At 64.6% G+C, this 12,059-nt stretch carries 17 protein-coding genes and 1 pseudogene; 11 read left to right on the top strand and 7 right to left on the bottom strand.

Features of this window, described 5'->3' with window-relative positions; translation table 11 throughout:
* Positions 1-758 (top strand): hypothetical protein (locus K7711_RS46740; protein ID WP_222979586.1); only part of this gene is annotated, 758 nt, incomplete at its 5' end.
* Between the two features lie 78 nt (positions 759-836).
* On the opposite strand, the gene K7711_RS46735 is transcribed toward K7711_RS46740, so the two are convergent.
* Together K7711_RS46735 and K7711_RS46730 are read right to left on the bottom strand one after the other, a co-directional pair.
* Positions 837-1,340 carry a hypothetical protein gene (locus K7711_RS46735; protein WP_222979584.1) on the bottom strand — a complete coding sequence of 168 codons (504 nt, stop codon included), beginning with the start codon at positions 1,338-1,340 and terminating at the stop codon, positions 837-839.
* 245 nt (positions 1,341-1,585) lie between these two features.
* Positions 1,586-2,218 carry a hypothetical protein gene (locus K7711_RS46730; RefSeq protein ID WP_222979582.1) on the bottom strand — a complete coding sequence of 211 codons (633 nt, stop codon included), beginning with the start codon at positions 2,216-2,218 and terminating at the stop codon, positions 1,586-1,588.
* A 247-nt stretch (positions 2,219-2,465) separates the two neighbouring features.
* On the opposite strand from K7711_RS46730, the gene K7711_RS46725 reads away from it, so the two are divergent.
* The 3 genes and pseudogenes from K7711_RS46725 to K7711_RS49590 all read left to right on the top strand — a co-directional run.
* Positions 2,466-2,978 carry a DUF2199 domain-containing protein gene (locus K7711_RS46725; RefSeq protein ID WP_222979580.1) on the top strand — a complete coding sequence of 171 codons (513 nt, stop codon included), beginning with the start codon at positions 2,466-2,468 and terminating at the stop codon, positions 2,976-2,978.
* A gap of 525 nt (positions 2,979-3,503) precedes the next feature.
* Positions 3,504-3,941 (top strand): hypothetical protein, encoded by a 438-nt coding sequence (locus K7711_RS46720; protein WP_222979578.1) that lies wholly within the window; start codon positions 3,504-3,506, stop codon positions 3,939-3,941.
* Between the two features lie 246 nt (positions 3,942-4,187).
* A pseudogene (locus K7711_RS49590) lies at positions 4,188-4,730 on the top strand (transposase family protein); the annotation flags it as partial.
* Positions 4,731-4,926: 196 nt separating this feature from the next.
* Here K7711_RS49590 and K7711_RS46705 read toward each other — a convergent pair.
* Entirely contained in the window at positions 4,927-5,277 is a 351-nt protein-coding gene (locus tag K7711_RS46705) for a hypothetical protein (protein WP_222979572.1), read from the bottom strand.
* Between the two features lie 224 nt (positions 5,278-5,501).
* Between K7711_RS46705 and K7711_RS46700 the strand changes: the two genes are divergently transcribed.
* Together K7711_RS46700 and K7711_RS46695 are read left to right on the top strand one after the other, a co-directional pair.
* Positions 5,502-5,909, top strand: a complete 408-nt coding sequence (locus K7711_RS46700) for a hypothetical protein (protein ID WP_222979570.1) — start codon at positions 5,502-5,504, stop codon at positions 5,907-5,909.
* A 355-nt stretch (positions 5,910-6,264) separates the two neighbouring features.
* Positions 6,265-6,693: a DoxX family protein gene (locus K7711_RS46695; protein ID WP_222979568.1), complete on the top strand. Its 429-nt coding sequence runs from the start codon at positions 6,265-6,267 to the stop codon at positions 6,691-6,693.
* 374 nt (positions 6,694-7,067) lie between these two features.
* Here the strand turns inward: K7711_RS46695 and K7711_RS46690 are convergent, their stop codons facing one another.
* From K7711_RS46690 to K7711_RS46675, 3 genes are all read right to left on the bottom strand, one after another.
* Complete coding sequence (locus K7711_RS46690; RefSeq protein WP_222979566.1) at positions 7,068-7,328, bottom strand: carboxylesterase family protein; 261 nt, start codon at positions 7,326-7,328, stop codon at positions 7,068-7,070.
* A 235-nt stretch (positions 7,329-7,563) separates the two neighbouring features.
* Positions 7,564-7,764, bottom strand: a complete 201-nt coding sequence (locus K7711_RS49520) for a carboxylesterase family protein (RefSeq protein ID WP_222979562.1) — start codon at positions 7,762-7,764, stop codon at positions 7,564-7,566.
* A 95-nt stretch (positions 7,765-7,859) separates the two neighbouring features.
* Positions 7,860-8,081, bottom strand: a complete 222-nt coding sequence (locus K7711_RS46675; protein WP_222979561.1) for a hypothetical protein — start codon at positions 8,079-8,081, stop codon at positions 7,860-7,862.
* A gap of 99 nt (positions 8,082-8,180) precedes the next feature.
* On the opposite strand from K7711_RS46675, the gene K7711_RS46670 reads away from it, so the two are divergent.
* From K7711_RS46670 to K7711_RS46660, 3 genes are all read left to right on the top strand, one after another.
* Positions 8,181-8,801: a TetR/AcrR family transcriptional regulator gene (locus K7711_RS46670; protein WP_222979560.1), complete on the top strand. Its 621-nt coding sequence runs from the start codon at positions 8,181-8,183 to the stop codon at positions 8,799-8,801.
* Between the two features lie 356 nt (positions 8,802-9,157).
* On the top strand, positions 9,158-10,060 hold the full coding sequence (locus K7711_RS46665; protein WP_222979559.1) for an alpha/beta fold hydrolase: 903 nt from the start codon (positions 9,158-9,160) through the stop codon (positions 10,058-10,060).
* Between the two features lie 148 nt (positions 10,061-10,208).
* Positions 10,209-10,445 (top strand): hypothetical protein, encoded by a 237-nt coding sequence (locus K7711_RS46660; protein ID WP_222979558.1) that lies wholly within the window; start codon positions 10,209-10,211, stop codon positions 10,443-10,445.
* An 8-nt stretch (positions 10,446-10,453) separates the two neighbouring features.
* On the opposite strand, the gene K7711_RS48805 is transcribed toward K7711_RS46660, so the two are convergent.
* Positions 10,454-10,651 carry a winged helix-turn-helix transcriptional regulator gene (locus K7711_RS48805; RefSeq protein ID WP_222979588.1) on the bottom strand — a complete coding sequence of 66 codons (198 nt, stop codon included), beginning with the start codon at positions 10,649-10,651 and terminating at the stop codon, positions 10,454-10,456.
* Between the two features lie 77 nt (positions 10,652-10,728).
* Here K7711_RS48805 and K7711_RS46650 point away from each other — a divergent pair, with 77 nt between their 5' ends.
* Positions 10,729-11,109 carry a hypothetical protein gene (locus K7711_RS46650; RefSeq protein WP_222979557.1) on the top strand — a complete coding sequence of 127 codons (381 nt, stop codon included), beginning with the start codon at positions 10,729-10,731 and terminating at the stop codon, positions 11,107-11,109.
* A gap of 114 nt (positions 11,110-11,223) precedes the next feature.
* Positions 11,224-11,784 (top strand): hypothetical protein, encoded by a 561-nt coding sequence (locus tag K7711_RS46645; protein WP_222979556.1) that lies wholly within the window; start codon positions 11,224-11,226, stop codon positions 11,782-11,784.
* Positions 11,785-12,059: the final 275 nt, after the last annotated feature.

The following is a 12,059-nucleotide window of genomic DNA, read 5'->3' as shown; positions in this document are numbered from 1 at the left end:
GTGTCGCTGATCGAGAGCTGGTTTCGTGGCTGGGTACGCCCGAAACTGATCTCGGGTGGTGTGGATACAAGATCGACTCACGACCGGACGCGGTGTGGCTGCTGAACGCGATGTACGAACGCGATTCGGGCTCAGCGGAAATCACCTACGACCAGCAGTGGCGGCAGCGGCTCGCTGCCGGACTCGAGGAGCCGACGGTGGTCCCCGGCTTCGACCTCGAGGCCAACTCGGTCGTGATCGGCAACGAGCTGGGCCGCTCCGAGCACCCCGGAGCGGGCTGGAAGAGACTGCGCTGGACCGAACTCGCGGCCCGGCCGGGCGAGTCGGCGGTTGTCGAGGGCCGGTACCCCAGTTCCCGCAGCCTTTCTGGCGCACGTGCGGGCGGGAGTTGGCCGGTGAGCATCCGCCCGCCCGCTGAGGGCTCCCTCGATCGGGAGTCGTGGCAGGCGCTGATCGATGTTCTGATCGCGTGGTCCCCCGACGGTGCTGACACCCCGTGCGTGGCGTACTTCGGCCCCGGGGTCAGCGGTGAGTTCGACTCCGGTGTCACGGTCTCGGGCACCCTCGGCGGCGCTGCGGACCTGTACGACCACCCCAGTGGCACCGGCTCACCCTCGAATCTGTGGGCCGCTAACCGATCCTGGATCACCTGGTCCGATTGGGACCTGTGCGCCACCAAGGTGGCCGGCCCGACCGAGCTGATCGAGCAGCTCCAGGCGAAACCGGAACTCGAAGCGCTTCGCCTGCCCTGGTGCTGACACGCTCGAAGGCGATTGTCGGTGTCCGTAGTTCCGAGCACGGATGTCCGGAGCTGTCGGCACAAGGACCCGCGGGTGTTAGGTGGCCTGCGTTTGTTCGATGCAGCGCTCACGGACCTCGGTTTGGAGTTTCTGCTCGGTGCGGCCCCAGCCGTCGTCCCATTCCCATTCGTCGGCGAGGTCGTAGAGATGGCCGAGGGGGAGTGTGAGGACTTCGTGGTCGTAGTCGGTGTGGCTGGCGATGTGTTCGATTTGTTGGGCGACCCATCGTGCGCTGGCCTGCCCGGTCAGGTGCAGTTCGGCGATCAGGCGGAAGGCTTCACTCGCTGCGGCCGTGAGCGTCATGGGCAGTTCGACACCGGCCTCGGCCAAGGCCGTGGGCAGCAAGTCGCGCACTGCATAGGGTTCGCGCCCGTTCAGGCCCGCCAGCTCCCGCAGCGCTGGGCCGTCGTGGCCGTCGGCGAGCCATTGCGCGGCCCACCAGGGGACGCGTTCGGTGGGGGCGATGCCGAGTCTGAGCCAGGCTGCGACGGTGCCCGGCGCCGGAGTTCGGCTCGCGTAGTGGTCGAAATGGCGGGTCATCGGTGATCCTCTGCAGGAAGTTCCAGGTAGCGGATTTGCCCGTTCTGGCTACGCTGGTGAATCCTGACGATGATTGTCGGTAATTTCTGGCGTGGGGCGGTGCGGCCGAGATCTGTTGGCATCGGCGAATTCTGACGTCGTCGGTGCGCGGAGGCGGAAGTCATGCGGAGCGACGTCGTGGTGCTCGTCGAGCTTCGTCAGTCGCGGCCGCCACGCGCATCAACGCGTCTGCTCTGGCCCTCGCGCTACAGGACGCTCACATGGTTTCCATATCGACCGTTCAGGGCATCGTTCGCGGCGTCGGCGATGAGCTGCCGGTCGTCTTGTGAACATCGGGTCAGAAATGCCTGCACCCGGGGCCCGGACCAGCCGGTCGCCGCGACCACCGTCCAGTACGGCAGGAATTGATGGTCGAGATCGTGGAAATGATCCTCGGCATAGTCCAAGACGTCGCCGACCGCGGCATCGGAAAATCTCAGTCGAAGCATCGCGGCCGCGCGCAGCGCGCCGTCAGCGAGCAGCTCGACATCTTGTTGCAGGCACCACAACAGGGGAGCCGGGTCGTTGTCGGTAGCACGACCGAGTCGGACGATCGCGTCTCCGAGCGCGGTGTTCACCGCCGTCGCGGAGCGAGGTTGGTGTGCCAGTCCTTTCAAGAATTCAACGTCGTCGCGGTCACCAGTCATGCCCAGGGCCATGATCAGTTGATACTGCGTCTCCCATGTGCGCCTGTCCAGCACTTCGCGTTCAAGCGCGGCACGAACCTGGGTTGCTGTCGTCGGGTCGGCGAGCACCCGCAACCGTTTGGCACCGCGCCGTCGCCGGGCTGAGAGTCGTTCTGCCAGTAGCGCCAATGCCTCATCTCGCGCCAGCCCCATCTAGTCCGCCTCACCACGCCTACCTACGTCATCGACTACGCATAGTTCTACGCCGGAAAGGCGATGCCGCATCCTCGGCATTGATGCCCACCCCTTGCTACTGGGCGGGCGACTGGATGTCAAGCATGAAACATGGCGTCGGATATCCCCGATGCGACCTCTCGAACATCTAGGGTGCCATCAAGATTCACCGATCAACGCCGTCGCGATTCACTCGATCTGACTAATGGTTCCTATGCTGTCGAGCGTGTCATCGGATCTCGGGTTCCTCTGCTCTTGCTGCGGCAAGGAACATGATGGGCTGCCCTTCGGTTATGGCGTGGTCGCGCCCGCCTACTGGAATGACGACCTCGAAGGCGGTCCGGGTAACAGTCTCGACGGCGAGCGGTGCGTCATCGGCGAGGAGCATTTCTTCCTTCGCGCCCGCCTGATCCTGCCGGTCGTGGACTCGAACAACGACTTCGAATGGGGAGTGTGGATTTCGCTGAGCCAACCCAACTTCACCCGCGCCACACAGTTGTGGACCAGCCCGGAGCGAGTGCACGAACCCCCGTATTTCGGCTGGCTGTCCACCGAGCTGCCAACCTACGAACCGACGACCCTGAACTTGAAGACCACCATGCACTACCAGCCCGTCGGTGTTCGTCCGACGGTCGAACTCGAACCCACCGACCACCCGTTGGCCGTGGAACAGCGAACCGGCATCACTCTCGCCCGCGTGCAAGCCATCGCCGAGCAGGTGCAGCACCCTCGGAGGTGATGACCGGTACCGGACTCGCGAGTTCATGACGAAGGATTCGGTTCTCTGGTCGTCCGGTATTCATCGAGCAGGCGGAAGCACGCGTCCATCGCTGTCTCCCCGTCGTGCAAGTGCTGCTCGATGGCGGTAGCCCAACCCTCTGGCTGTCTGTCGTTTCTGGTCTGCCCATCGCCCTGCTGTAGAAGTGGGTTTCGTTTGTCTAGATCAGGCTGCCGATAATTAAACAGTTACCTATGATGTGGGACACAAACACCCGTCGTCCGCACCCCGGGGAACCCGTACCCGTGTTCGCAATGCCCCGGTGGGCGCTATAAGGATGGGTCCTGTGCTGACTAGACGAATACGTCCGAACCCTGGTTAAGTACTGGAACGGCACTCAGGTGAGTGGGTGTCCGCGTCGCCGGTAGTGCGACATCCAAGCTTGGTGCTGGCGGCGTCGTCTTGTCGCGAGGCAGTGGTCCGCAAACCTGCCAGTGATAGGAAAATGGCAAGCGAGCGTTAAGTACTCGGCCGCATTGTTGGAGCATGAACATGAGTCCGGATGCGGCCGATGCCTGGTCGTCGGCGGCGTCGATGCTCGAGGTCAGTGTCGCCGCGCCACGGTTGTGGTATTCCAACCAGAGGGTAATGGTGAACGCGGTGCCGGAGATTTCCGTGGACGGACGCATCGCTGCCCGTGGATGGGGGCGTTGGCAACTGCCGGTGCCCCCCGGCCCGCATCGAATCGATGTATGCATCCTGTGGGCCGGTCACGTGAAATATCCATGCTCGCTGGACGTGGTCGTGGAGCCGGGACGACAACTCCCGGTCTGGTATCGGTTGCGGAGCATGAGGTCACCGCTCCTCACCACCACGCCGGTCCGGGACTCCTCCGGCTGTGCTTTCCGGCTGGTGGTGATGCTCCTCGGTCTGGTAGCGCTGATGCTGTTCGCCCTCTTGATATTCGCGGCGTTGCACCCGTGATCGGGTCGGCGCAAGCGCGGTCATCGCGGGGCCGGGTGGCTCAGGGCGCGCTTGAGGACATTGTCGGCCGATCGACGGATCTTGGGCCTGCGGGCACGGGCACTGGCTGCTGGTACGCCGCGCACTGATCCCGAACAGCAAGGGGGAGCACGAGATCTCCTATTACATCTGCACGAGTCGACGTTGACACTCTCCTTCGCGTCCGAACTCGAGTCTGGGCGCGTCGGAGGGTATCGACGTCGACTTGTGATGGAAGACCTCGATACCCTCCTGACGGCACTGTACGTGAAGATCGATGATGAATTTGCCGGGCCACGCTGGACGGGCCGTCCGCCGATACTGACCGACGCGGAACTGGTGTGCCTGGCGGTGGCCCAGTCGCTGCTGGGGTTCACCTCCGAGGCCCACTGGTTGCGGTACGCCCGCAAGCAGCTGACCCGGCTACGGCTACTGCGCATCTCATTCCCGCTTCTATTGGGGGCTGAAGCTGTATCTGGTGTGCACTCCGGCCGGGATGCCGATCCTGTGGGCCCTGGCCGACCCGAAACTCGGTGAACGCGAGGTACTTTCAGCGATGCTCGAGGTCGAGAGCGCAGTGACCGCCGAGCACGAGGGCATCCTGCTGATCTGTGACAAAGGGTTCGCCGGGCGGCAGTTCGAAACTCTGCTGGGTGAGTATGGGATCACCATGCTGCGCCCGTCACGCAAACGCGAGAAGGCCCGCTACGGCGAACCGCTGCTGAAAAGGTCCGGCAGCTGATCGAATCGGTCAACGACACGCATCGAGGGGTCGAAACAGGCGAGTATCTTTCTCGATTCGACAAACGAGATACCCAACTCCATCTGGAAGATCCACAAGAACCGCATTCCAGTCAGAGGCACGTCTTCACGCATCGACAGGTGGTCCAGCATCTCCAGAAGCGAGGCATCCTGCTCGAAAAGCTCATGCAGCCGTTCGTCATTCGGTGCGTCCATTGCGGCAGATCTACTCGGCGGTCTCGCGCTCGGCCAGGAATTTGTCGAGGAGGTCGAACAGAACCTTGAGCACACGTGATTCCTGCTCGGGTGTGCGGGCGTCCGCACGGTCGTGATCCGGTAGCGCGATCGATTCTATCAGCGCGCACCATGCGAGGCTGTTCTGGTGGCCGATGTAGTTGGCGATCAGCCACTCGTGGAAACCGTCCAGGAGCGGTCTGCCGCTGCGGCGGGCGGCCGCATCGTAACCGTTCAAGAAACTGGTGACACCGCGCACGTCGGGGCGGCCGATGTACATGCCGCTGCGCCTGGCGAACAGCGCGATGAACTCACGCTCGGTGAGATCGTTCGGATCGGTCACCGTTCGCCCGTTGACCGTCAGTTGTCGTGCCCCTTCGGTCGGGCTATCGGAGCTCTCCTGTACCACCGGTCTACCCCACCACGCTGTCAGCCTGCGCGCCACCCATCATGGCCCGTTGATTTCTGAGACGCGCCGCGTAGGCCGGTGCGGTCAGCGCGATCAGCGGTAGTAGCGGCTGTTCATGTGATCCCGACGAATCCGGTTGACCGACGATACTGGTGGATATGACGATCAACTTGCGCGCGTGGACCGGGGAGTTCCACGACGTGTCGTGGGCCGAGGTCGCCGGCCGATATCGACAGATGTCCGACCGCTACCCCGCGTTCCAGCACCTGACCGATATCGTGGACAGCGTCTTGCGGTCCGGCTGCGACCAGCAGTTGGCTGGGCAGACATCAATGCATGATCTGATAGTCACGACTCGCCCGATATCGAAGCCGCCCATCGAAGAAGTCGTCGTTCGTGCGCCGAGTTCGCTTGTGCCCGTAGCCGACGACACCGTTGTAATCGACTGCCTGTCGGACAGAGGGCACGCGGACCGCATCACCGCCTCGGTAGATGAGGCAGTCTCGTTGTTCTGGCGGTTCATCACCGCCAGTTTCGATGTCACGCCGACACAGCCGACCGGGTAAGGCCGGGCAGAACGGGTACGACTCGGGCATCCCATCCGTGCGACCCAGATCGCACGGAACTCGGCAGTTGCGGACGTTCCCGGGGCTGCCGAACGCCCCGAGATGATCTCGGGGCGTTGATCTTCCGCAGTCCCGCGTGGCAGGATCGGACCACGCGGGTAGCGGCATTTCCGTGCGTCCTGATCGGGATCAGTTCGAATCCGAGGGCAGCTCTGGCCGGGAACACATCGCACATCCGGTCCCGACGGCGCGGTGAAGATTCTTTCGACCGCGGCGATGAGTTTTCCGGACCGCCCCCGTCCGTACTGGTGACCGCGCCACCAACCCGGTGCGACCGACCCAGAAGGAACAAGAAATGACCGCCATCACCGCCACCCAGACCGGCGCCGCCGTCCGCCCCGGCAAGATCCGCAACCGCGTCCTGTGGACCCTGCAGATCGTGCTCGGTCTGTTCTTCATCGTCGCCTCCGGCGGCCCGAAGCTCGTCATCCCGCAGACCCTGATGGAAAACAACGCCACCGCCTTCTCGATCCCGTTGGCGCTGCTGGTCTTCATCGGTCTCGCCGAGGTCGCGGGCGGGATCGGACTCATGGTGCCCCGCCTGACCGCGGCCGCCGCGATCGGCCTGGCGATCGTCACCTTCCTCGCCGCCGGCTTCAACGCCTTCCTGGCCGACACCCCGGAATTGGCCCCCTTCCCGCTGGCGCTCAGTGCGATCTTCGCCTGGATCGCCTACGAACGCCGGGCCTCGATCACCGCCCTGCGCGCGCTGATCAAGCGATGACCCGCGCATAACGCCCGGCTACCGGCGGCACTCAGCCGCCGGTAGCCGCGTTGTGCGTTACGGGGACGGGCCGGTCGGGTTGGTCGGGCTGTCCCATCGGAGTCGCGGGGCGGACGTCACCGGATCGGGCCGCCCACCCCGCGACTCTCCGAATCATGTGATGACAGTGTTTGTTTCGCGGTGGGCGGTTCGGTGCCCCACCCCCGACGCGCGAGCCTGTGCCGTGCGCGGGCGAGTCCTCTTATCGCTCGTCCGGCACTGTCATGGGAGCCAATACAGGATGTTCAGCGCGGCAGTCGATCTCGCGCTTTGTTCGACCGATATGCGGCATGACAGGGGGCAGTGAAGAATAACCGCGGAGCCGCCGATGGCTGTCAATGGCGGGATAGGCCCGGTTCGTCGGGGACGAGCTCTGTACCGAACGCCAGGAGTGGAAACTGCGTGGTGTAGGGCAGCAGTTGTGCGGTCGATTTGTTGCGCAGGCAGGCAATGTCCGGGCAGGAGAGTTGCTCGGCCAAAGCCTCTCCCTCGCCCTCGATGGTCGAGCGTGGTTGCCAGCTCGATATCGCGCCCATTCCCGCGCCGAGGGCGCCGGCGGGATGACTGGTCCGGCAGGAGCCGCTCTGCACGATCACCCGGTGGAACAGCCCGCGGGCCGGTGGCGGGTCAGCAGAGTGCAGGCGCTCATCGCCCCTGCCGACTCACCGGCCAGCACCTGGTCCGGGTCACCGCCGAACCCGCGCCGGATCGTATTCCGAGCCCGCCCCGTTGATGAACCCCCACCGGGAATCCACACCAGAAACAGGTCGCTGCCCGCCCGATCCGGCCGGGGCGGCCACATCCACGGTCAGACAATCCTCACTCTGGGCACTACCTTTGGGCAGTTCCGGCGCCTCCGGTTGCACACACCGGGCCCGAGCGCTCGGCGTCACGAATACCTGTCCATGGTCGAACCTGCTGCGGTCGCCGCCAGCACCGGTCCCCGACCGGCGGGGCCACGTACGGGATCCCCCGAAATCGCACCACATCGGCATCTGCGATGCCCCGGACCCGGCCGGCGCCGGTCGTCACCACCGGTCCCCCGGCCCGGGGCCGTGATCCACAACCCACCAATCCCGCACCGGACACTACGACCAACGCGACACCACAAATCGTGCGGCGCAACACTATTCGTCGGCCCCGGCGTTATCGGACCGCCGCTTGCCCCAACTCGCGAGCGCCACCCCCACCGCGGCAATCACCACGTAGCAGACCAGTCGTGCCGCGAATCCGCCCGGCAGCCAACCCAGCAACCCGGTGTTGCCATGGTCGACCACCAGCCGAATCCCGCCCTGCGCACCCAACACCAGCACAACCATGCCCACGACCAGCATGATCACGTTTCGCATGAATAATTCCTCCCTCACATCGCCTGTTATGGTTCATTTGAACCATAACAGGTTTTGTTACGATCGCACCACAACGTGTACCGAGACGACGGAGAGCGGATGCCGCGACAGGTGGATCACGACGAACGGCGCCACCAGATCGCCGAGGCCGTCTGGCGGCTGGCGATCCGGGGCGGGCTGGAACAGGTCACCTTGCGGCAAGTTGCCGCCGAGGCCGGAGTCTCGGCCCGGCTGCTGCAGTACTACTTCGGCACCCGCGATCAACTGCTGCTCGGAGCGCTGGAAATCCTGAACACCGACGCCGAACAACAGGCCAAGCACCGCATGGCGAGCCTGGGGGACGCGCCGAGTATGCGCGCGATCGTGCGTGGCGTCCTGCTCGAGATGCTTCCACTGGACGAGCCACGCCGCGACCGGCACGTGGTGTACGCGGCCTACTTCGTCCGCTTCCTCACCGAGCCCGCCCTCGGCACGGCCGCCCGCGCCACACCGCCCGAGCTCGAGAATCTGGTCACCGACCTGATCACTCACGCCCAGCAACTCGGCGAGGCACCGCACCACATCGACGCCAGTGCCGAAGCCGTCTTCCTCATCGCCGGAGCCGACGGACTGCAAACCCGACTGCTACTGGGCCAGTTGTCACCGGAATACGCGATCGATGTGGTCGACCAACAACTCGACCGCATCTTCACCCGATCGGGATCGCCGAACGCGACGTAATCGAGATGCCTACGCACTGCCAAGAAGGCTGCGCCAGGCAGCGTCACCGACCTCACCCAGCTGCCCACAGCGGCTGACGGCGCCGAGACCCGACGCCACGACGGATGCAAATACGAAGTCCGGCAACATTATCCGGCCGCGACACCTCCAGATCCACCACCACAACCGAACCCTCGGCAGCGCACCTGTGACCGACTCACCGGGTCGGTTCAGCTAGCTGTTGCGGGTCGTGACGTTGTCAGCCCTGGGGGCAACACGCGGGGGCAGCAACAGAGTAAAATTCATGGCACTGACAGGCGTGCCGGGCGCCACGCTTTCGAACTCTTGGCGGCTTCGTCCACCGCTGGGAGATTCGCGTGTTCGCAGACTTCGATCACTTCGACGTGGCCACTTCGGGTTCGATGATCCATGGCGTTCAAGCTGGCAATGGACCCGCCGTGCTCCTGCTGCACGGGATCCCTCAGACCCACGCGATGTGGCGTCTCGTGGCTCCTGTGCTTGCTCGCGACTTCACGGTCGTTGCGACGGACCTACGCGGCTACGGCGACAGCTCACCCGACGCCGCCGGCGACCACAGCATGCGCGCACTCGCCCAGGAACAGCGCGAAGCCATGGAGCTGTTGGGCCATCGTCGGTTCGCCGTGGTGGGCCACGATCGCGGTGCACGATGCGCGTACCGCATGGCGCTGGACTACCCCGAGACCGTTACCGCGCTGAGCATGCTCGATATTGTGCCGACGTCTGAGGCGTTCGCGTACGCCAATGCTGAGTTTGCGCTTGGATTCTGGGTGTGGTCGTTCATGGCTGCGCCGGAACCGGTACCCGAAACCCTCATCACCGCAGCACCCGACTTCTTCGTCGACCACATGCTCGACGGCTGGGCCGGGCCCGACCATGTATTCGAGGGCGAGGTCCGATCGATCTACCGTCAACAGTTCCGGGATCCGCAACGTGTAGCTACGATCTGCGCGCAGTATCGCGCTGCGGCCACTGTGGACCGCGTCCACGACGAAACTGACCAGCTGAACCGGCGCATGATTCACGCTCCCACACAGGTGCTGTGGAGCAGTCGAGGTGCGGTAAACGACTGGTATGACCCGCTGGAGGTGTGGCAGCGGTGGGCTACCAACGTGCGCGGCGGTCCCGTCGACTGTGGGCACTTCATCGCCGAGGAACAACCCGACCTGACGGCACAACTCGTGAGTAAATTCCTGACGTTACAAGCGGGTTCACGTCCAACTCGCCGAGCGTGCTCGTGACCCACCGCAACGCGCCACTCAATGTTGAAGGCCGTCGGCGCAAGGTCGAACTCGGCGGCTGTGCTCGCCCCTCCCGCACCGGCTGCCGCCACGAGCACGCGCGCGCCGTCCGATGCTCAATGTCAACCCAGGATGCTCGATCGGCTCGATGAGACCGAGACCCGACCTGGTCCAACGACGCGCCCGCGTCGATGCCGAGCGCTGGATCGGTGGGATCGAGGGCATCGACCTCACCATGACGTTCCTGCGGCAAAAGCGCGCCGAGACTCAGCGTTTGGCCCGGCTCGCTCCGGCCGGTCCGGTGGGCGGCAAGGCTGAGATCCGCTGGCATCGGCGAAATTTGACGCCACTACGGGCCTTCTTGCCGACTGGGCATGTGAACTGAACATCCGCTCAAGCGGCCACGCTGAACGACCGATCTGCTTCGACGTGAGGAGGAACCTCCTGGAAGTCCCTGCGGACGACAATGCGGTCTGCCTCAAGGTCTTTGAGCGCACCGATCAGCATTTTCTCGGTAACCCCCTCGGCGAGGTGCAACTGGCCGAACCGCTGCGGACCGTGCAGACGACATCGACGCCCGCCGCGCCGCATGGACACCCAGTGCCTCGGATCCCGCCGAGCGCCTCGACCAGGCCGCCCAGCGCCACTGAACGCGATAGTGCTGGGTGGTGCTCGACGGTTCCGGTCGGGTGATCGAGCCGATCGGCAGTTTTCTGCGCGATCGGATGCTGGGCGATGCGAGCCCGTTGTCGTGCAGGAGCTACGCCTATGACCTGCTGCGGTTGTTCCGCGTGCTGTGGACGGTGGAGATCGATTGGGAGCAGGCGACCGAGGCCGAACTTCTTGCGCATCAAAAGGTCTCAGACCCACCGGGCACTGCCAACTGGCGCACCAGGCCACGCCGAATTGGGGATGCCGCAGGTGAAGGTCAAGGGACCACCGCCAGCAGAACGGCGGCCACGCACGCAGTGAGCAGTCCGGGCACCGCGTGGTGGCGGCCCGAGAGTGGGAATTTGGACCCCCCGGGCCTGGGGGCGCATCGAGGATAGCCTTCCGGGATGAGCACGGTGCAGTCCGACAACCTTCCTGGCCGAGGAGAGAGGCGACGACTCCGGTCACGGCTCGGCTGGCATCTGTTTCTCGCCTGCACTGTTGTGTGGTGTGTGAGCCTGCTCGTCCACAGCACCGACCCGGCCGGCGCCGAGTCGGTGCTGTGGAAATTGTTCTTGACCGTCGCGGCGGTTGCCTTCTTCTTCGGGATGGTCGGTTACCTCGCCCGGGTGGCCGTATCCCGGCGGCTTCGAGTACCCGAACTCGGTCCTCTGCTTGCGCCAGCGCTGGTGGTGGCGTGCACGGTGGCTATATGGAGCGCAGACCTACCCGTCCTTGTGCGCTGGCAGTTCTCGCAGCACAGCTTCGATGATTCCGCACGGCAGGTGCGCAACGGTGTCGATCCGCGGACGTTCGAAGGCCACCGGCTCGGCCTCTACCGCATCGACGATTCCGACCACCCGACCTCGAGCATCTACCGCGACGCCGCGGGCATCTGGTTCGCGACCAGCCCCGCAGCGGGCTACTGCTCGGACGGAGCCGGGTTTGCCCAGCTCACCGGCGCCCCTCCCTCAGATCGCAAACTCCACCACCTCAACGGTGACTGGTATTGGTACTGCTTCGACAGCGGTGATGAGAAAACAGTACTGCCGGACCATCCCATCGGGGGATGAGATTGCCTCGTGGGACGATTAAACGAAATTCCCGCAACGCCAGGCGAATTCACTCGGTCCGCAGTAGTGTCTGGCTCGGTGCTCGAAGTTGGCCCAGGCGATGCCGCCCATTCATCCGGTCGGCGCGTAGCGGCCATCACCCGACGTAGGAGTGATCCCCGGGGCCTCCGGGGGAGAACGTTAGGAAGAAAATGGTTCGTCAAGCCCTGGTCAAGACGGCGCGAGTGCTCGTCGTGGGCGCCTTGCCCGTTGCCGCGATGGCAGTGTTCGCCGGC

This window comes from Nocardia coffeae (assembly GCF_019890715.1).
Classification (GTDB): domain Bacteria; phylum Actinomycetota; class Actinomycetes; order Mycobacteriales; family Mycobacteriaceae; genus Nocardia; species Nocardia jiangxiensis.
Note: the sequence above shows the minus strand (reverse complement) of the source record. Positions and strands in the feature narration are given on the sequence as shown.